Origin of the sequence: Staphylococcus haemolyticus (assembly GCF_006094395.1) — a bacterium.
In the GTDB taxonomy this organism is placed as follows: domain Bacteria; phylum Bacillota; class Bacilli; order Staphylococcales; family Staphylococcaceae; genus Staphylococcus; species Staphylococcus haemolyticus.
Genome location: NZ_CP035291.1, coordinates 1081956 through 1103672 on the forward strand (window position 1 = coordinate 1081956; position 21717 = coordinate 1103672).

Below are 21717 nucleotides of genomic sequence, written 5' to 3' on the forward strand. Positions count from 1 at the left end.
TCAATATTTGGACTCATCAGTCCGATTTGACGTAGAGCCAATATAATTTGTGTTCACAAATAGTTATTCGGCTTTATTTTTTCGAGTTATCCAACTAAATGCTATAACAAATACGACGACAACTTTTAAGAGAAATTTCATTTTAGTTCACCTCAATAACTTAATACTAACATATAAATATAGGATAAATAAAAATAGGGAATGCTAATTGCATATAAGTATAAATTATTTTAAGCAAATTATGATATTGATATAATAAAATTATTAAAAATTCTTGATAGAGAAAATTAGAAGGATGATGAATATATGCGTGTAGCAATTATAGGAGTGGGTACAGCTGGTGTTAGTGTACTAAGGCAATTAGTCAAAAATGAAGCGTTTAAAAATCTTGAGGTTGATGTATATGATCATGATAAGAATATGGGGCAGGGTGTACCTTTTCAAAATGACAGCAGCCAATTATTAATTAATTTGCCAACTAAGCAAATGAGTTTAAATTTGGATGATGATGAAGAGTTCTGGAAATGGTATCAAGAGCAATCAGAATTTAAATTCGATAATCCAAAATATCTTCCTAGGTTTGTATTTGGTCATTATATGAAGTCATACCTATCTAACTACGACTTGTTGTTTGATAATTTAACCATTATTAAGCATCCAGTTCGCGAAATTTTTACAAATTCAGAAATTGATGAGACTACATTAAAATACTATGTATGTACTTCAGAAGATATGAGTGAATGGAAAGAGTATGATTATATATTTTTAACGACTGGCACATTTGCTTATCATGACCCATATAATCTAAAAGGGAATAAAGGTTATATTCAAACACCTTATCCTACATATAATACATTAGATGAAGTGTCTCAATCAGACGATATTGCAATTATAGGCACCGGATTAGCCAGTTTAGATGTAGTTAGATACGTGGCTACACATCATCCTAAATTACCAATAACTATGACTAGTCGCTCAGCACATTTACCTAGTGTTAGAGGAAATATGATAGATGTTGAGTTTAAACATTTAACTAAGCAAAAGTTTAATGAATTGAAATCGCAATATTATGGAAATGTACCTTTAGAATTAGCTTTTGAATTATTCATATTAGAATGTAAAGATCATAATATTGATTTAGAGAAACTAGTATATCGTCGCACAGGAAATACAATTCAAGATTTACAGTATGATCTTGATAGACCTGATGAAATTGGTGTGTTTCAAAGTTTAATTGAAAATATTAAAGAAAATCTAAACTGGATATGGAATAGCTTTAGTCGAGAAGATCAGAAAGACTTTGATAAACGTTTCTCAAAAATTATTCAATTAAATTCTAACCCTATGCCACCTCGTACTGCAGAGTTAATTATAGACTTAATAAATAATCAATCATTAATTGTTAAAAGCGGAATAGAAGATATTACTTATAAAGACAACCATTATTTATTGAAATTCAACAATGATGATTATTATTATCAATATGATGTCATTATTAATTCGACTGGATCAAAAACACATTTATCAGATTTAGATGAGGAAGATCAGCTTATTCTTAACCTCCAAAACAGACAAATTGTTCAACCACATCCAATGGGAGGTATACAAATTATTCCAGAAACCAATCAAGTCATAAGTCCAAGATATGGAACTCTTAACAATATGATAGCTATTGGACAAGTAACTAATGGCGTTAATAAATTGCGTAACGGAGTGAAGATGATCGTTGATCAAGCGGTCAATTCTGTAAATTATTTATATGAAAACCAAAGTAAATTTGACCATTTTAATTCATAATGTAGACATTTACACTTAAATAACCCAATTCCGTTATTAGTTACTCTATTTAACAATATACAACGTTCAAGGTTTGTATTTTTTAAACAATAAGCGTATGATAAATGTTGTAGTTATTAAACTACGTTAACTCAAACAATCACAATTTCATATGAATTCTTTCGGGGCGGGGTGCAATTCCCAACCGGCAGTAATATAAGCCTGCGACCTGTCAAAGTGAAAGGTAATAACTTTGATGGCTGATCTAGTGAGATTCTAGAGCCGACAGTGAAAGTCTGGATGGGAGAAAGAATGAGACGTCTTTATTTGATAATTATGACGGTTATTTAGCATACACATTTCTAATGTTGTAAGCTTATTTGAATATACATTTGGTCTCCCTATGCCTTTAAGCACTTTATTGGTATAGGGAGTTTTAATTTTGAGGTGATTTATTGAGTAATTTTATGGAATACGCTATACAACTCGCACAAATGGTTAAAGGACAAACGGGTATCAATCCTCCAGTTGGTGCAGTCGTTGTTAATAACGGCCGAATAGTTGGACTCGGTGCTCATCTAAAACAAGGTGAGAAACACGCAGAAGTACAAGCACTTGATATGGCTGGAAAGGAAGCAAAAGGTGGAATAATCTATATTTCGCTAGAACCATGTACCCACTTTGGCTCAACACCACCATGTGTGAACAAAATTATTGAATTTGGACTTAGCAAAGTTATTTATGCTGTTAAAGATACGACATTACCGTCTGAAGGTGATGCTATATTAGAACAAGCTGGGATTGATGTAGAATATCAATACTCTGAAGAAGCAGCTGCCTTATATAAAGACTTTTTTAAAGCTAAGTCAGGGCAAATCCCTGAAATAACGATGAAAGTGTCTGTGTCATTAGACGGTAAACAAGCAACAGATTTAGGTCAGAGTAAATGGATTACTAATTCAGAGGTTAAACAAGATGTCTACCATTTAAGACATACGCATGATGCTGTGTTGACAGGAAATGGCACAATTAATGCTGATAACCCACTTTACACGACTCGTATTCCGAATGGTAAAAATCCAATCCGAATAGTGTTGGCTAAAAGTGGCAATGTTGATTTTACGAAACAACTTTTTCAAGATTCGTCGAGTGAAGTGTGGATTTACACTGAAAATCAAACGCTTGAAAGTCCAAATCGAAACATAAAGGTTATCTGTATAGATAAATGCTATTTAAAAGATATACTTAAAGATATTTATAAGCGAGGTATTGGTTCATTATTAATAGAAGCTGGTCCTCGTATAACTTCCAAATTTCTTCAAACTGATTTTATTAATCAACTTATTATTTATTACGCCCCGAAAATAATAGGTGGTTCTGGAAAAAATCAATTCTATCAAACTGCGGATATTATTGATTTAAATGAAACCACGCAATTTGAAATTTCTTCTACTGAGTTAATTAATCAAAATTTAAAAATGATTTTGCGAAAGAAGTGACAACTTATGTTTACAGGTATTGTTGAAGAAATAGGTACCGTCAAAAATATTCGTACTCATCAATCGGTTAGAACATTGGATATAGCTTGTCAAACTATCACAGAAGACATGCATATCGGTGACTCTATCAGTGTGAATGGAGCTTGTTTAACAGTGATTGACTTCACAAGTAATTATTTTTCTGTTCAAGTCATAAAAGGTACTGAAGATAAAACATATCTATCTCAAATCAATAAAAATGATGAAGTCAACTTAGAAAGAGCAATGTCAGGAAATGGACGTTTTGGAGGTCATTTTGTTTTAGGTCATGTTGATGACAAAGGTGTTATAACACAAGTTAAAGAAACTCCTAATTCTAGAATAGTTTCGATTAGAGCATCTTCAACTATCATTAATCAAATGGTCAAACAAGGATCAATCACTGTGGATGGTGTGAGTTTAACAATTTTCGATTTACGACATGATAGTTTTGATATTCATTTAATACCTGAAACAAGACGTTCAACGATTTTATCTTCTAAACAAAATGGCGACCAAGTTCATTTAGAAACGGATGTTCTTTTTAAATATGTTGAACGAATGGTAAGTAGAAATGAGTCAGAGCTTACATTAGATAAGTTAAAAGCATTTGGCTTTTAGGAGGCGTAATTATAGATGGAATTTGACGAAATTAAGGATGCATTAAATGCTTTAAAACGTGGTGAAAGTATTATTGTTGTGGATGACGAGGATCGTGAAAATGAAGGAGATCTTGTAGCTATAACACAATGGATGAATGATAATACTATTAATTTTATGGCTAAAGAAGGTAGAGGGCTAATTTGTGCACCAATTAGTAAAGACTTGGCACTCAAATTTAATCTAATGCCTATGGTAGAACATAACACAGATGGTTTTGGAACTAATTTTACAGTAAGTATCGATCACGCTACAACGTCAACCGGTATAAGTGCATTTGATAGAATGGCAACGGCACGCGCTTTAATTAATCCAGAATCAACTCCTGAAGATTTCCATAAACCTGGTCATCTTTTTCCACTAATAGCTAAAGAAAATGGTGTCTTGGAACGTACTGGTCATACAGAAGCAGCTGTAGATTTAGCGAAATTAACGAAAGCAGCTCCAGCAGGTGTTATATGTGAGATCATGAATGAAGATGGGACAATGGCTAAAGGTGAGCAACTAGAAGCGTTTAAACATCAACATGGTCTTAAAATGATTACTATTGAAAGTTTAGTTAATTATCAAAAAGACAAAGACACTAGTGTTGAGTTAAAAGCAAAAGTTAATATGCCGACAGATCATGGAGCTTTTGAAATGTATGGATTCGAATCATCATTAACTAAAGAAGAAATTGTTGTACTTGCTAAAGGGGAACCACGTGTCACAGAGAATGTGCGTATTCATTCTGCATGTTTAACAGGTGATATTTTCCATAGTCAAAGATGTGATTGCGGTGCACAACTAGAATCAGCGATGAAATATATTAATGAGCATGGTGGCATGATCATTTATTTGCCTCAAGAAGGAAGAGGCATAGGGTTAATCAATAAATTAAGAGCATACGAATTAATTGAACAAGGTCATGATACAGTAACTGCCAACCTAGCTTTAGGATTTGATGAAGATTTAAGGGATTATCATATAGCTGCTCAAATTTTGAATTATTTCAATGTACAACAAGTGAATTTGTTAAGTAATAATCCTAAAAAATTTGAGGGATTATCTGAGTATGGTATTAAAGTTGCGGACCGCACACCAATTATTGTAGCTGAAACTGAACATAATCATGATTATATGAATACTAAAAAAATAAAAATGGGACATTTAATTTAGGAGGAATAAAGATGAATTTTGAAGGTAAATTGGTAGGAACAGATTTAAAAGTAGCTATTGTAGTAAGTCGATTTAATGATTTTATTACGAACCGTTTATTAGATGGTGCAAAAGATACACTTGTTCGTCATGGTGTGGAAGATAGTAATATAGATGTTGCTTATGTACCTGGTGCATTTGAAATTCCTTTAGTTTCTAAAAAACTAGCTCAAAAAGGTGAATATGACGCAGTCATCACTTTAGGTTGTGTAATTAGAGGTGCAACATCTCATTATGATTATGTATGTAATGAAGTTGCAAAAGGAGTATCAAAGGCAAATGATGTAAGTGATATTCCAGTTATATTTGGCGTATTAACCACTGAAAGTATTGAACAAGCGGTTGAAAGAGCTGGAACTAAAGCGGGTAATAAAGGTGCTGAAGCAGCAGTAAGTGCTATTGAAATGGCAAATTTATTAAAACAATTTTAATTAAAAATACAAATCCTCGACAAAGTATTAGCAGTGTCGAGGATTTATTTTTTATCTTTTTAATAATCTTGTGAGACCAGAAATAATAAATGCAGCTCCAAGGCCTAGGCTAGTGAAAACGCCAATTTTCTTCAATGTCTTAGTTGAAACAAATTCTTGATAAGCAAGAGCAAGGTTTTGAGGGCGTTCAGCTAATCTACGCATGAAGTAACCGAACCAATCATTGCCATAAGGAACATAAATTGTGAAATGGTATCCTTGTCGAGAAATATCCTCAGCTAATTCACTACGGAATCCGTATAACATTTGAAATTCAAATTGATCTCTGTCAATATTATGTGATTTAACAAATTGTTTAACGTGATTAATTATTTGATCGTCATGTGTAGCGATTGATGTATAGTTTTTAGCAGTTAAAAGACGCTTCTCAATGATTTTTATGTAATTTGCATCAATCTCTTCTTTAGTTTGATATGCAATTTGTTCATCTTCTTTATAGGCACCTTTAACTAATCTCAAGCGTAAATTAGGATATTTATCAATTAAATCAACTGCATCATAAAGATAAGCTTGTATTACTGTTCCAACGTTTCTGAATTCCCCTTTAAGTCTATCTAACACTTCAACAATTTGCTGTAAACTGTCATATTTTTCAGTGTCGATATTAATATGCATATTATCAAATTCGTTGGCTTTAAGTAGAATCTCTCTTAAATTATTATAAGCTAGCTCAGTATCAAATTCACCACCAAGAGAACTTAATTTTACAGACATATGAGCATCAACATTATAATCTTTAATAGCTTGCATAACTTCTAAAATTTCATTCTTAGCTTGAGTAGCTTCTTCAACCGTTCCTACAAACTCGCCAAGATTATCAACTGTAACAGCTATATTTTTATCGTTTAGTCTCTCAATTGTGTCAATCAATTGCTCGATAGTATTACCAGCCACAACTTTATTTGCACCCATTTTAGGACCTACTTTTTTTGCTGTTTCATTTAAATAAGTGCTATTTGATAATGCAATAAAAAAATTCTTAAAAAGTGACATATCCCATTCCTCCATGTTACATAAAACTTATAATTTAATAATAGTTTAGCATGAATATGTGATTGTAGAAAGCGTTTTCAATTGTCTGAATACTATAAAAAAAGGTATAATTACAATATCGAACTAAAATTTGTAATCACTTTGTCTCTAAGATTTACACCAGTCCAAACAAATAATCTGATATAATACATTTATCGAAATATAAGTTAGAGAGGAATTATACATATGTGGAAATGGGAAACTGAACACGATGCTAAAGGTGTCGTGGTTATAGTACATAACATTTTAGAACACACTGGCAGATATGCATACGTTATTACGATGTTAAGACGTAATGGTTATCACGTTATAATGGGTGATTTACCTGGACAAGGTCAAACATCTAGAGCAAACAAGGGACAACTTGAGCATTTTGATATATACCATGAAACACTAATAGAATGGGTTAGAATTGCTAATGAATACAAGATTCCTACTTTTGTCATGGGTGTTGGACTAGGTGGATTAATTTTATTAAATGTACTTGAAAAAACAGAATTGCCTATCGAGGGTATGTTACTCCTTTCTCCATTGTTAGAATTTAAAAGAAATAATAAGACACGTAAAAATATGTTAATTTCAAATGTAGGTAAAGGATCTAAGGACGCACGATTCAAATTAGGTATTGAAACTAAAGATTTAACGCGAAATGATGAAGTTATTGAAGAAACTAAACAAGATGGATTAATGCTAAGAAAAGTAACCTACAAGTGGTATAACATTTTGTTGGAAACAATGAAAGATACAGTTCAACATTTCAAGGATATACAATCTATGCCAACGTTACTAATGTATGGAACTGAAGATAAATTATTGGAATTACGTTCATTCAATGAACTTAAAAATAATTTAAACACTAATGAATTTTATTTTAAAGTATGGGAAGGCTTCTATCATGAAATTCATAATGAACCTGAACGTGATCAAGTGATGCGTTACGTGTTGACATTTTTAAATAATAGTGTGAATACAATGGGGTTTATTGTAAATGAAGAAGAAATCGAAGAAGTTTAAAAATTAGAGTGTGTAATGAAGTAATATTTAATGACTACAACGCATATTCGTCATAGTTGATCAAATTAAGAAATTATTTATAATATTTCTTCAATTTTAGTCTTCCTTGAGGAGCTGGGACTAAGAATTCGATAAGAATTCTGTTCTAGCTCTTTTTTGGTAAACAATTATATGTAATGCAATTGATTAATGCGCAAAGGTAATTCAAAATTTAGAAGTTGACATCTTTTAAATTAAAGTAAAAATATAATATAATGTAAATAGTATATGTTTTTAATTTTAATTACATATAGTTGAATTACCAATAAAAATTTAAAGTAATTTAACATATGCTTTAATGTAAGTTAATTTTTAGGAGTTATTATAAATTGTTTAATTACAAAGAGAATAATTGGGTAAATATATAATGATAGTTAATTCTATAATTATTTAATCGGGATGTGTACAATTATTTAGGGAGGGAGCAGCATGAATAATCAAGCAGGCGAGAATGTTTCTATGATTTTGCAGCTTGAAGAAGTGTGTAAAGAAATCAATTCGATTTTTAAAGTGATTTATGAAACTTATGATTTGACCAAAGAAGAGGTTCTAATTTTACTAACTTTATGGGACAAAGGGTCCATGACGTTAAAAGAAATGGATAGTTACGTTAATATTAAATCGTATAAACGTACACGTACATATAACAAACTTGTTCAATCTGAATGGATATTTAAAGAGAGACCATTAGATGATGAACGAAGTGTAATTATACATTTTAATAAAGAGAAGCAAGAACTAAAAAATGAATTATTAGATTTCATTACTGCTACTATAAAAAAACGATATGAAATACTTGAAAATAGTCTAAATTCATTAATGCGTGTTTAATCGATTTGATGTTTTAGTTTATATCGTTTTAAATATAATTTAGAGAGATTTTTCGACAAAACAATCCACTCCATAATTAAAACTATGGAGTGGATTTTTTATATTATTTAAAATTTTGTTAGAGATGATGATGATGTTAGGTTTAGCGTTTCTCAATCGCACATATAAATGGCGCGTGATTCACTTGATTCATAAATTGATATTTAAGAATATGAGCTTTCTCTTGATCAAAATGTTCTAAAAAATCTAATAAGGCATCTCGTTCAACTTGTCCTTCAGCATGCCCATGATATATAACTAGCACTATAATTCCCTCGACACTTAAATAATCAAAAATAGCATTTATTGCTTTAATTGTAGTTTCAGGTCTTGTAACAATAGATTTATCACCCTTAGGTAAATAACCAAGATTAAAAATTGCCGCATCTATTTGACCTTTAAATTGAATGTCAATATGTTTCTTAATGTTCTCATGGCCATCTTGAATTAATGTTACATTATTAAATGCTTTTACTTTTTCGAAAGTTGATTGGATTGCTGTATCTTGTATATCGAAACCAAAAACATGGCCATTAGAAACTTGCTGTGCAAGAAATAACGTGTCGTTACCATTGCCACAAGTAGCATCAATGACAATACTATCTTGCTTAATATGTTCTTTTATTAACGTTTTTGAAAAGGGGAGAATTCGTTCTAATTTCATGATTTAACCTTTACTTCAGATGAATAATGTTTACCTTGATATGAATTGCGTCGTGCTAATTCATCATCAATTTCATTTAAAACTTCCCATTTATTAACACTCCACATAGGGCCCACCATTAAATCAATTGGACCATCTCCAGTAATTCGATGAATAATCATTTCTGGTGGTAAAATTTCTAATTGATCACAGACTAACTTGGTATAATTCTCTTGCGACATAAACTCGAGCATTCCTTTTTCATACTGTTTAACCATTGGTGTCCCTTTTAATAAATGAAGTAAATGTATTTTTATGCCTTGAACATCCATTTGAGCCACTTCACGTGCTGTTTCCATCATCATTTCATAGTCTTCACCTGGTAATCCATTAATAATATGCGTACACACATTAATGTTGTGCTTTCTTAATTTAGCAACACCATCGTAATATGTTTGCATATCATGAGCACGATTAATTAAATCTGTAGTTTCTTGATGAACAGTTTGTAAACCTAATTCCACCCATAAATAAGTACGTTCATTTAGTTCGGCTAAATACTCTACAACATCATCAGGTAAACAGTCTGGTCTTGTTGCAATTGACAAACCAACTACGCCTTCTTCCTTTAGGACAGGTTCATATTTTTCTTTAAGAACTTCTACAGGCGCATGAGTGTTAGTAAAGGCTTGGAAGTAAGCAATATATTTACCCTCACTCCATTTTTCATGCATTCTATCTTTAATTTGTTGAAATTGAACTTCAATTGGATCAGCTCTGTTGCCAGCAAAGTCACCGCTACCTGCGGCTGAACAGAACGTGCACCCACCATGTGCAACAGTGCCATCACGGTTAGGACAGTCAAATCCACCATCAAGTGCTACTTTAAAAATCTTTTGACCAAATTTATTTTTTAAATGATAATTCCATGTATGATATCGTTTATTTTCAAAGGCATACGGGAAATAGTTACCCATAACACATTTTCCTTTCTATCTAACTTAGTTCTAAGTAAAGATTTTAACATACTTTAATGTTATAGTGTTTAATGTAGTTCAACAAAAATATAAAGAGGGGACTAATAAATATGAATATACCTAGATCAGTATGGTGGCTAGTTATAGGCATGGCGCTAAATATAACTGGCTCTAGCTTTTTATGGCCTTTAAACACAATTTATATGAAAGAAGAGCTTGGTAAGAGCCTGACAATTGCTGCGATTGTTCTAATGGTTAATTCATTTGGAATGGTAGTCGGAAATTTACTAGGAGGTTCATTGTTCGACAAGTTAGGTGGTTATCGAACAATAATGATAGGTACCGTTACATGTTTAATCAGTACTACACTTTTAAACTTCTTCCATGGTTGGCCATGGTATGCGATTTGGTTAGTATTGTTAGGCTTTGGTGGCGGAATGATAGTTCCCGCAATTTATGCAATGGCTGGTGCAGTTTGGCCTAACGGGGGGAGAACGACATTCAATGCAATATACTTAGCTCAAAACATTGGTGTAGCAACAGGCGCAGCAATGGGTGGTTTCGTTGCTGAGTTAAGCTTTAATTATATTTTCTTAGCTAACCTGATTATGTACGTCTTATTTGGGATTGTAGCGATAACGCAATTTAATCTTGAATATCACGCTAAAATTAGAACACCAGACAGCCTAGACATTCATAGTAAAGAAAATAAAAAACGCTTTATTGCACTCTTATTATTATGTGTAATGTTTGCTATTTGTTGGATTGCTTACATTCAATGGGAAACTACAATTGCATCATTTACACAAGAATTAAATATTTCTATGTCACAATACAGTATATTATGGACAGTTAACGGTATTATGATTTTAGTTGCTCAACCGTTAATAAGACCAGCAATTATTTTATTAAAAGGGAATTTAAAATATCAAATGTTAGTTGGTATTTTAATTTTTATGCTGTCTTTCTTTGTAACTAGTTTTGCTGAACAATTTACTGTATTTTTAATAGGAATGATTATATTAACTTTTGGTGAAATGTTTGTTTGGCCAGCAGTACCAACTATAGCTAATTATCTGGCACCAGAAGGAAAACAGGGTCAATATCAAGGAGTCGTTAATTCAGCTTCAACTGTTGGTAAAGCATTTGGACCACTAATAGGTGGTGTATTGGTTGATACTTTCAATATGAGTGCGATGTTCATTGGCATCATGTTCTTATTAATTGTTGGAATTATCTTCCTTTCAATCTTTGACAAAGGTCTACCTAAAGGAAAACAATCACGACAATCTAGATAGATATGATATATACATGAGTTGAAATAAAATAGTAACTACCACTTGCAATTAGTGCTTGAATCTCATAATATTAAAATGTATTGGAGTAGTAACTTAAGTACTTTTCATCAGAGAGCTAGTGGTGGTGAAAACTAGTGTTAAGAATTAAGTGAACTTACCGTTATTCGATTAAATTATAAACATCTCTTACTATTATAAAGTGCACATATTATGTGAATTAGGGTGGTACCGCGGCAAGAAGTCGTCCCTGTAATAAATAATAGTTTGAGGTGTTTTTTATTTATAGGAGGAAAAAGATTTGGGATATAATCATAAGGAAATTGAGAAAAAATGGCAAAATTATTGGGCAGACAACAAAACGTTTAAAACGAGTGATAATTTAGGACAAAAGAAATTTTATGCATTAGATATGTTCCCTTATCCATCTGGTGCGGGTTTACATGTAGGGCACCCAGAAGGTTACACAGCTACTGATATTGTATCTAGATATAAACGTATGCAAGGTTATAATGTACTACATCCAATGGGATGGGATGCTTTTGGATTACCTGCTGAACAATATGCATTAGATACTGGTAATGACCCTAGGGAATTTACTAAGCAAAATATTCAAACGTTTAAACGTCAAATTCAAGAATTAGGTTTCAGTTATGATTGGGATAGAGAAGTAAATACTACAGATCCTGAATATTACAAATGGACACAATGGATTTTTATCCAATTGTATAATAAAGGCTTAGCCTATGTTGATGAAGTTGCTGTAAACTGGTGTCCAGCATTGGGAACTGTTCTATCAAACGAAGAGGTCGTTGATGGCGTATCTGAACGAGGAGGACACCCAGTATATAGACGACCTATGAAGCAATGGGTATTAAAAATTACTGAATATGCTGACCGATTATTAGAAGATTTAGATGAACTTGACTGGCCAGAATCTATTAAAGACATGCAACGTAATTGGATTGGACGTTCAGAAGGTGCAAGTGTATCTTTTAAAGTAGATAACAGTGATGAAAGTATTGATGTGTTTACTACAAGACCGGACACAATTTATGGTACGACTTTCCTAGTATTAAGTCCTGAACATTCATTAGTAAATGAAATTACGTCTGAAGACAAATTAGAAGCGGTTAAAAAATATCAAGAAGACTCATCTAAAAAATCTGACCTTGAGCGTACAGATTTAGCTAAAGATAAATCTGGTGTGTTCACAGGTGCTTATGCTATAAATCCATTAACAGGTAAGAAATTGCCAATTTGGATTGCAGATTATGTACTATCTAGTTATGGTACAGGCGCAGTCATGGCTGTACCTGCGCATGACGAACGTGATTATGAATTTGCATCTAAATTTAATTTACCAATTAACGAAGTGATTGCTGGTGGAGATATTCAAAAAGAAGCATACACAGGTGTTGGTGAACATATTAATTCAGGTGAATTAAATGGATTAGATAATGAAACGGCGATCTCTAAAGCAATTGAACTATTAGTTGCTAAAGGTGCAGGCGAAAAGAAAGTAAACTACAAACTAAGAGATTGGTTATTCAGCAGACAACGTTATTGGGGAGAACCAATACCAGTTATTCACTGGGAAGATGGTACTATGACTACAGTTCCAGAAGAAGAGTTACCACTTTTACTACCAGAAACTGATGAAATTAAACCTTCAGGTACAGGTGAATCACCATTAGCTAATATCGACGAGTTTGTAAATGTAATTGATGAAAAGACTGGAATGAAAGGTCGTCGTGAAACTAATACTATGCCACAATGGGCTGGAAGTTGTTGGTATTATTTAAGATATATCGATCCACATAATAGTAATATGTTAGCTGACCCAGAAAAATTAAAACATTGGTTACCAGTAGATTTATATATTGGTGGGGTAGAGCATGCCGTACTCCATCTACTATATGCTAGATTCTGGCACAAAGTGCTTTATGATTTAGGTGTCGTGCCTACGAAAGAACCTTTCCAAAAATTATTTAACCAAGGCATGATACTTGGAGAAGGTAACGAGAAAATGAGTAAGTCTAAAGGGAATGTAGTTAACCCTGATGATATTGTAGATTCACATGGTGCTGATACATTGCGTTTATATGAAATGTTTATGGGACCATTAGATGCAGCAATTGCATGGAGTGAAAATGGTCTTGATGGTTCAAGACGTTTCTTAGACCGTGTTTGGAGACTATTCATCAATGAAGACGGTTCATTATCAAATAAAATAGTTGAAAATAATGATAATGGATTAGATAAAGTGTATAACCAAACTGTTAAAAAAGTTACAGAAGACTTCAACACATTAAACTTTAATACTGCGATAAGTCAATTAATGGTATTTATTAATGATTGCTATAAAGCAGAAACGATTTATCAACCATATGCTGAAGGCTTTGTAAAAATGTTGGCTCCAATTGCGCCACATATTGGTGAAGAATTATGGGACCGCTTAGGTAATGAAGACACTATTACTTATCAACCATGGCCAACTTATGATGAATCTTTACTTGTAGATTCAGAGGTTGAAATTGTAGTACAAGTTAATGGTAAAGTAAGAGCAAAATTAAATATACCTAAAGATACTTCCAAAGATGAAATGGAAGCATTAGCATTAAAAGATGAAAATGTTAAACTATCTATTGAGGGTAAAGACATTAAAAAAGTAATCGCAGTCCCTCAAAAACTTGTTAATATCGTTGCAAAATAATAATATAAGGAGTTTTAGAAATGGAATCTATTACAGTAGATCAATTAAAAGAAAAAGTATTAGAGTCTAATCCAGTGAATATTGTAGACGTTCGTACAGATGAAGAAACTGCAATGGGAGTTATTCCTGGAGCAAAAACAATTCCTATGGATCAAATTCCTGACAACTTAAATCAATTTAATAAGAATGAAACATATTATATTATTTGTGCCGCAGGAATGCGTAGTGCAAAAGTTGTGAAATATTTAGAAGACCATGATATTCATGCTATTAATGTAGAAGGTGGTATGAACGAATGGGGCACTGCAGGTACAGAAATAAATAGTATTTAATCATGCATAAGCGACTGACAAATTCAAATGTCAGTCGCTTTTTTGATTTTTAAGAGGACTAAATTATATTTTATAAAATATTCATCATAATAATTTAAAATACACTAGCGTACAATAATTAATAGTGATAGAATAATTTAGTAAATCGTCAAATAGGATTTAGACTATATTTTGACTAATTCATTAAATCAATGACATCAAGATCAGACTACAAGGAGGATATTTAATGAATCTATTTAAAAAACAAAAATTCAGTATACGTAAATTTACAGTTGGTACGTTCTCAACAGTGATTGCTACATTATCATTTATCACACATACAGGACATGCAGCTGAATTGGATGAGCAAAGTCAATCTGCTCAACAAAAGGTTACTGAAACAAGCGGTACAGATGATACTAATCAAAAATCAACTGCTCCAGACAATGCATCTTCACAAGTAGAATCTAAAGAAGACACAAGCTACCCATCTTCTAAAGTGGAAACGAAAGCAGATAATAATCCTGCACCAAAACAAAACTCAGTTGATGATACAAGTGCTAAATCGAGCAAGTCTGAAACTTTAAGTAACAATAAAAATTCAAACAAAGATTTAGCTGAGACAAAGTCCGAAGCTAATAATGTTGACACTAATCAACCATCAACAGAAGAAAAAACATTATCAAATGGAAAGAGTATTAAGGCCAAACACAAACGAGTGAAACGTGATGCGAATGATACATCTTCAAATCCTCAAACTCAACCAGATCCAATGGCAATCAATGAAACAAACTCTGGACAGATTGTTAATGGTAATTTTACTGATACATCTAACGGTGCGGAAATTCCAACGGCTGCTACAGAATCTGCTATGGATGCTGCAAGCACAATACCAGGATGGCAAGTAGTAAATAGTCAACAGACACAAATCCCATTGGTGTGGGGACCTAAAGTTTTACCATCATACACGTATGTCACTTTCGATAAGACTAATAACAAAATTGGTGCTGTATTATCTAAGTATAGTGATAACTTATCGTATGGTAGACCCGATAATAATGTAGGTCCGATTTATCAAGATATCGATGTTACACCAGGTTCTGAATTGCAATTCCATTTTATTGGTACTTCTATGGGAAATATTTCAGGATTTAACAGTGCTCGTTTATTTGTCTATGATGCAAATAATCCTTCAACTTTATTATATAAAGGTACACCTAAAACAAGTAGCCAACCTTTTGGTATTTTTAAAGGGGTATTTAATGTACCTGATAATATCTCAAGAATTAGAGTACAATTTGAATCTTTAGTAAATGTAAGTCATGACACTTATAGTGGACATCGATTACTTAAGGGCCCAAATAACTTTGGTGGTGGTGTAGTTGCTGATGTTTCTGTTAATACTGGTGCATACTTAAAAGTGAGTCCAGCTCAAACAGAATATCAAGCAAACTCTACTTCTGCGACATCACCTAATGTTAATGCTAAATTAAATTTTTCTATTGAAAATAAAGGTCATTCAAGTTCTAACAAAACTCAATATAAAGTTGTATTACCAGAAGGGGCAACTTTTGTAACTGCTGAAAATGCAACTGGTTCATTTAATGAAGATACAAGAGAATTGACACTTAGTATTAATCCAATAGATGCTGGTACAACAAGAGACGTTTCTTATACTGTATCATTACCTACTTCAGTACCAATTAAAAAAGATTTTAATGCGAATCTAATCTATCAAACTGAAGGTATTAATATGAACCGAAAAAATGGTTCAAGAGACCTTGCTACGCAAACACCTGGTGATAATAACTACCTTCGATATGGTGGTAATAATGAGTTTATTATCGCTGAGAGTGATCAAAGACAAGGTACTACAAATGCACCAACACAATCTGTCACTGTCTTCATGTATAAAGATGCTATCAATAATAAAATAAGTGAAATTGAAACAGAACTTGCTCAAGCAAATCAAAATGATTATTCCGTAGAGGCTTGGAACAACTTACAAACAGCACTTACAAACGCAAAAGTTGTTAAAAATGAAACTGATGCAACCCCAATAACAGATAGAAAGAATCAAGCTGAAATTAATAATTTATTATTAAACTTGGAAAAAGCAAAAGCAAAATTTGATGTAGATAAAGCTGCTAAAGCTAGAGAAAATGTCATTAATAATAACACTGAAGCTACTACTGAAGAAAAACAAGTCGCTTTAACTAAACTACAAAATAAATATAATGAGAAAAAAGGTGAAATTGATAATTTAATTAGTAGTAGTGATATCGCTCCTTTAAAAGAAAGCAGTATCGCCCAAATTAATTCAATTAATGTACGTGCAACTAAGAAAGCCGCTGCGAAACAAGCAATTGAGGCAGCTTTAACGGATCGCAAAGTTTTTATCGATAGTCACTATGATGCTACTCAGGAAGAAAAAGATGTCGCTATGGCTAAAGTAACTGAAGAAGCTAATAAAGCGAAAGCGTTAATTGATCAATCTACATCTAATAATGACGTAGATCAAGCTCAAACTAATGGCATCAACATCATTAATAGTATTGATGCTGATGTAATCAAAAAAGCAAATGCAAAAAAAGCTATAGAACAAGCTGCAGAAGCCAAAAAGGCGCTAATTAATCAAAATAGTGATGCAACACAAGAAGAAAAAGATGCAGCGATTCAAAGAGTTACAGATGAAGTTAGAAATGCTGATAGACTTATTGACCAATCTACAAATAATGATGGTGTTGATGAAGTACAAGCGCACAGTATTAGTTCAATTAATAATATTCAACCTGAAATAGTTAAAAAATCAGATGCAAAACAAGCAATTGATACAGCAGTCTTAAACCAAAAATCATTAGTCAATAATAACAATGAAGCCACTCAAGAAGAGAAAGATGTAGCTTTAGCCAAAATTGATGAAGCAGCAAAACAAGCTAAAGCTGCCATAGATGCTGCAACTACAAATAATGCTGTAGATGAAGCAACAAACAATAATACTACAATTATTTCTGGAATACTTCCTGATACGGTGAAGAAAGCAGCAGCAAGAAAAGCGATTGATGATGCAGCAACTGCTAAAAAAGAAGCGATAAATAATACGTCAGATGCAACACAAGAAGAAAAAGATGCAGCAATAGCGAAAGTTGATGCAGCTGTAACAGCTGCAAAACAAGCAATTACACAAGCAACAACAAATGATAATGTAGACCAAGAACAAAATAGCGGTACTTCGACTATTACTGGTATACAACCAGAAGTTACTAAAAAAGCAGCAGCAAGAAAAGCAATTGATGATGAAGTCGTTGCTAAGAAAGCAGCAATTGATACTGTTGCCGATGCTACAGATGAAGAAAAACAGGCAGCTAAAGATAAAGTTGATGCTGAAGCTACCAAAGCAAAAGCAGCGATTGATCAAGCTACTACAAACAACGATGTAGAGCAAGCCAAATCATCTGGTGTAACAACTATTGAAGGAATACAACCTGATACGATTAAGAAATCGTCAGCAAAACAAGCAATAGATGATAGTGCAAATGCTAAAAAAGCAGCAATTGACAATAATAGTGATGCAACTCAAGAAGAGAAAGACGTAGCAAAAGCAAAAGTAGATGTCGAAGCTGCTAAAGCTAAAACAGCGATTGATCAAGCAACAACGAATGATGGTGTAGACCAAACGAGAGACTTAGGCAACAATTCAATTTCAGTAATTCAGCCTGATATTGTTAAAAAAGCAGCAGCAAGAAAAGCAATTGATGATGCAGCAACAGCTAAGAAACAAGAAATTGATCAACACCCAACAGCTACACAAGAAGAAAAAGACGCAGCAAAAGCTAAGGTAGATGCTGAAGTACAAAAAGCGAAAGATGCAATTACTCAAGCAAATTCAAATAATGATGTAGATCAAGTACAAAATTCTGAAACTGCTACAATAGCAGGTATTCAAGTAGATGCAGTTAAAAAAGCAAATGCTAAACAAGCAATTGATGATGCAGCAGCTAAGAAAAATGAAATTGACCAACATCCAACAGCTACACAAGAAGAAAAAGATGCAGCAAAAGCAAAAGTGGATGAAGAAGTAGCTAAAGCAAAACGAGCAATTGATTCATCGACTACGAATGACGCGGTAGATCAAGCGAAAGACTCTGGTGTAACTACTATTAATAATATTCAACCAGAATCAATAGAAAAAATTAAAGCGAAGCAAGCGATTGATGATACTGTTACAGCCAAAAAGAACGCCATAGATCAAGATGGTACTACTACACAAGAAGAAAAAGATGCAGCTAAAGCAAAAGTAGATGAAGAAGCTACTAAAGCGAAACAACTTATAGATCAAGCTAGTACTAATGATGCTGTACACGAAACTCGAGATAATGAAATAACTGCTATTAACAAAATTCAACCTGAAGCAATCAAAAAAGCTGAATCGAAACAAGCAATCGATGATGCTGCTACAGCTAAAAAAGCAGCAATAGATCAAGTTTCTGATGCTACACAAGAAGAGAAAGATGCAGCGAAAGCTAAAGTTGACGAAGAAGTAACAAAAGCTAAGTCAGCAATCGATAAAGCCAACACAAATAATGATGTTGACCAAGCAAAAACGAATGGAACTACAATAATTTCTTCAATAGAACCAGAAGCTATTAAAAAAGCTGAGGCGAAACAAGCCATCGATGTGGCAGTGTCAGCTAAGAAACAAGAAATTGATAATAATGAAAATGCTATACAAGAAGAAAAAGATGCTGCTAAAACAAAAGTAGATGAAGAAGCAACAAAAGCAAAAGCAGCGATTGATCAAGCTTCTACTAATAATGGTGTAGATCAAGCAAAAACATCAGGTGAAACAACAATTTCTTCAATCCAACCAGAAGTTGTTAAAAAAGCAGAAGCAAAACAAGCAATTGATGATGCAGTGACTGCTAAAAAAGCAGAAATTGATCAAAATCAAGAAGCTACTAAAGAAGAAAAAGACGCAGCGAAAGCAAAAGTAGATGAAGAAGCAACAAAAGCTAAAAATAACATTGACCAATCTACAACGAATAATGATGTCGATCAAGCTAAAACAGACGGTGCTTCAGCTATAACAAAAATTCAACCAGACGTTGTTAAAAAGTCAGAAGCAAAACGCGCAATTGATGATGAAGTAATAGCTAAAAAGGCTGAAATTGATCAAAATCAAGAAGCAACTAAAGAAGAAAAAGATGCAGCTAAAGCGAAAGTAGATGAAGAAGCAACAAAAGCAAAACAATCTATTGATAATGCGACAACAAATGAAGCAGTAGATCAAGCTAAAACTCAAGGCGTTACAACTATTACAGCAATTCAACCTGATACCATTAAAAAGGCAGAAGCGAAACGCGCAATTGACGAAGTCGCTAAAGCTAAGAAACAAGAAATTGATAATAACACAAATGCAACAAAAGAAGAAAAAGATGTAGCAAAATCAAAAGTAGATGAAGAAGTTACTAAAGCTAAAAGTGCTATTGATCAAGCAACTACTAATGACCAAGTTGACCAAGGTAATAATAATGGTCATACAGCTATTGCTCCTATTCAACCTGAAACAATTAAAAAACCAGAAGCTAAACAAGCAATAGATGAAGTAGCAAAAGCTAAAAAAGATTTAATAGATCAAACACCTAATGCAACAAAAGAAGAAAAAGATGCAGCAAAATCAAAAGTAGATGAAGAAGTCACTAAAGAAAAAAAGAGATAGATCAAGCTTCTACAAATAGTGATGTTGATCAGGTCAAAGATAAAGGTACAAATGGCATTAATAGTGTTGTAGTTGAAGTAGTGAAAAAAGACGCAGCTAAAAAAGCGATTGATGAATTAGTGAAAGCTAAAAAATCAGAGATTGATAATAATCACAATGCGACTAGAGAAGAAAAAGACTCAGCAAAATCAAAAGTAGATGAAGAAGCTAAAAAAGCTAAAGATAATATAGATAAAGGAGCTACTAATAATGATGTAGATCAAGCTAAAAATAGCAGTAGTAACATCATTAAAAAAATACAACCTGATACTACTAAGAAAACTGTTGTGAAACAAACACTTTTAGATCAAGCGAAAGCTAAAAAAGCAGAAATCGATAAGGATAATAAAGCAACTAAAGAAGAAAAAGACGCAGCAAAAGCAGAAGTTGATAAAATAATCGATAAAGCTAATAAAGCAATAGACAATGCAAATAGTAATGACGATGTTGATAAAGTTCAAGTTACTTTTACTTCTAAATTAAAAGAAGTTAAAGTTAAAATTGTTAAAAAACCTAAGGCTCAAGAGACTATCTTAAATGTAGCTAGAAAGCAAAAAGCTAAAATTGATGCATTAGTAGGTTTAACAGACGAACAAAAAAATAAAGCGAAGAACATGATTGATGAAATTGTTAAAAATGCTTTAGAAAAATTAGATAATGATATTAATAACAACGACGTTGATTCAATTACAAATAAAGCTATTGAAGAAATAGAAAAGGTAAACCCAGAAGTTTCAAAAGGTAAGAAAGCTTTAGCAAGTGGCAATAATAATGATGGGTATAGAAATAATAATTCAAGTGATAATTATAATACTAGCTCAGGTAATAACAAAGATTCTATTAAATTGCCAAGCACTGGTAAAGAAGGTCAAAATCAATCACCATTAGCAGGTTTAGCATTGATAAGTGGTTTATTCTTATTCTTGAAAAATAGAAAAAGAAACAAAGAAAATAGTTAATCAATGAATTTATTTGGAAATCAGACTTCACATAATAGTGGGGTCTGATTTTTTAGTATTAATTTGAAAACAACATGTAATTATTTAAAATATAATTTTTAAAAGCTTTATGCTATACGAAAATCTTATTTAATGAAAAATTTATTCTGGTTATTTCAGATGATATTTGATATTATAAAAAGGTATGATAACAATTGCATAAAATCATATAATACAATTTAATATCAATATACATTACTATTCATTATTACTATTACAACAAGACAAGAACATCAAGGAGGACAATAATGAATCTTTTTAAAAAACAGAAATTTAGTATTCGTAAATTTAGTGTAGGAATATTTTCCACTGTCATAGCTACACTGACTTTCTTATCACATCCAGGTCATGCAGCAACTCAAGAAGAAGAAAGTAATTCTTCGCAAGCTACCTCGCAAAATGTTAAATCTCAAACTGATGATA

15 protein-coding genes, 1 pseudogene, 1 riboswitch and 1 other annotated feature are annotated in these 21717 nt (G+C 32.5%); of the genes and pseudogenes, 13 read left to right on the top strand and 3 right to left on the bottom strand.

Annotated features, from left to right (window positions below):
• Nucleotides 1–306: 306 nt before the first annotated feature.
• The 5 genes from EQ029_RS05340 to ribH all read left to right on the top strand — a co-directional run bounded on the left by EQ029_RS05340 (nucleotide 307) and on the right by ribH (nucleotide 5581).
• Nucleotides 307–1797, top strand: a complete 1491-nt coding sequence (locus tag EQ029_RS05340) for an FAD/NAD(P)-binding protein (RefSeq protein WP_053038324.1) — start codon at nucleotides 307–309, stop codon at nucleotides 1795–1797.
• A gap of 153 nt (nucleotides 1798–1950) precedes the next feature.
• Nucleotides 1951–2092: riboswitch (FMN riboswitch) on the top strand.
• Between the two features lie 139 nt (nucleotides 2093–2231).
• On the top strand, nucleotides 2232–3275 hold the full coding sequence (gene ribD, locus EQ029_RS05345; protein WP_011275454.1) for a bifunctional diaminohydroxyphosphoribosylaminopyrimidine deaminase/5-amino-6-(5-phosphoribosylamino)uracil reductase RibD: 1044 nt from the start codon (nucleotides 2232–2234) through the stop codon (nucleotides 3273–3275).
• A gap of 6 nt (nucleotides 3276–3281) precedes the next feature.
• Nucleotides 3282–3914 carry a riboflavin synthase gene (locus EQ029_RS05350; RefSeq protein WP_053031463.1) on the top strand — a complete coding sequence of 211 codons (633 nt, stop codon included), beginning with the start codon at nucleotides 3282–3284 and terminating at the stop codon, nucleotides 3912–3914.
• A 15-nt stretch (nucleotides 3915–3929) separates the two neighbouring features.
• The gene (locus EQ029_RS05355) at nucleotides 3930–5111 is read left to right on the top strand and encodes a bifunctional 3,4-dihydroxy-2-butanone-4-phosphate synthase/GTP cyclohydrolase II (RefSeq protein ID WP_037559454.1); all 1182 of its coding nucleotides are present in this window, start codon (nucleotides 3930–3932) and stop codon (nucleotides 5109–5111) included.
• Nucleotides 5112–5122: 11 nt separating this feature from the next.
• Nucleotides 5123–5581, top strand: a complete 459-nt coding sequence (ribH, locus tag EQ029_RS05360; RefSeq protein ID WP_011275457.1) for a 6,7-dimethyl-8-ribityllumazine synthase — start codon at nucleotides 5123–5125, stop codon at nucleotides 5579–5581.
• Between the two features lie 51 nt (nucleotides 5582–5632).
• Here ribH and EQ029_RS05365 read toward each other — a convergent pair whose 3' ends face one another.
• Entirely contained in the window at nucleotides 5633–6634 is a 1002-nt protein-coding gene (locus EQ029_RS05365; RefSeq protein WP_011275458.1) for a proline dehydrogenase family protein, read from the bottom strand.
• Between the two features lie 225 nt (nucleotides 6635–6859).
• Between EQ029_RS05365 and EQ029_RS05370 the strand changes: the two genes are divergently transcribed.
• Nucleotides 6860–7687, top strand: coding sequence for an alpha/beta fold hydrolase (locus tag EQ029_RS05370; protein ID WP_011275459.1), 828 nt, complete (start codon nucleotides 6860–6862; stop codon nucleotides 7685–7687).
• Nucleotides 7688–8155: 468 nt separating this feature from the next.
• The gene (locus EQ029_RS05375; RefSeq protein WP_053038666.1) at nucleotides 8156–8557 is read left to right on the top strand and encodes a transcriptional regulator, SarA/Rot family; all 402 of its coding nucleotides are present in this window, start codon (nucleotides 8156–8158) and stop codon (nucleotides 8555–8557) included.
• A gap of 142 nt (nucleotides 8558–8699) precedes the next feature.
• On the opposite strand, the gene mnmM is transcribed toward EQ029_RS05375, so the two are convergent.
• Nucleotides 8700–9260: a tRNA 5-(aminomethyl)-2-thiouridylate-methyltransferase MnmM gene (gene mnmM, locus EQ029_RS05380; protein WP_011275461.1), complete on the bottom strand. Its 561-nt coding sequence runs from the start codon at nucleotides 9258–9260 to the stop codon at nucleotides 8700–8702.
• The gene (mnmL, locus tag EQ029_RS05385) at nucleotides 9257–10216 is read right to left on the bottom strand and encodes a tRNA modification radical SAM protein MnmL/YtqA (protein ID WP_011275462.1); all 960 of its coding nucleotides are present in this window, start codon (nucleotides 10214–10216) and stop codon (nucleotides 9257–9259) included. Before mnmL ends, mnmM begins: the two co-directional genes overlap by 4 nt.
• 110 nt (nucleotides 10217–10326) lie before the next feature.
• On the opposite strand from mnmL, the gene EQ029_RS05390 reads away from it, so the two are divergent.
• The 6 genes and pseudogenes from EQ029_RS05390 to EQ029_RS12905 form a co-directional block, all read left to right on the top strand.
• On the top strand, nucleotides 10327–11514 hold the full coding sequence (locus EQ029_RS05390; protein WP_011275463.1) for an MDR family MFS transporter: 1188 nt from the start codon (nucleotides 10327–10329) through the stop codon (nucleotides 11512–11514).
• Between the two features lie 66 nt (nucleotides 11515–11580).
• Nucleotides 11581–11766 (top strand) — a binding site (T-box leader).
• Between the two features lie 46 nt (nucleotides 11767–11812).
• The gene (gene leuS / locus EQ029_RS05395) at nucleotides 11813–14227 is read left to right on the top strand and encodes a leucine--tRNA ligase (protein ID WP_053031456.1); all 2415 of its coding nucleotides are present in this window, start codon (nucleotides 11813–11815) and stop codon (nucleotides 14225–14227) included.
• Between the two features lie 20 nt (nucleotides 14228–14247).
• Complete coding sequence (locus tag EQ029_RS05400; protein WP_016931328.1) at nucleotides 14248–14559, top strand: rhodanese-like domain-containing protein; 312 nt, start codon at nucleotides 14248–14250, stop codon at nucleotides 14557–14559.
• Nucleotides 14560–14785: 226 nt separating this feature from the next.
• The gene (locus EQ029_RS05405; protein WP_230197448.1) at nucleotides 14786–20257 is read left to right on the top strand and encodes a SasC/FmtB family protein; all 5472 of its coding nucleotides are present in this window, start codon (nucleotides 14786–14788) and stop codon (nucleotides 20255–20257) included.
• Between the two features lie 80 nt (nucleotides 20258–20337).
• Nucleotides 20338–21255: a DUF1542 domain-containing protein gene (locus tag EQ029_RS12750; protein ID WP_230197447.1), complete on the top strand. Its 918-nt coding sequence runs from the start codon at nucleotides 20338–20340 to the stop codon at nucleotides 21253–21255.
• Between the two features lie 287 nt (nucleotides 21256–21542).
• Nucleotides 21543–21633, top strand: a pseudogene (locus tag EQ029_RS12905) (YSIRK-type signal peptide-containing protein); the annotation flags it as partial.
• Nucleotides 21634–21717: the final 84 nt, after the last annotated feature.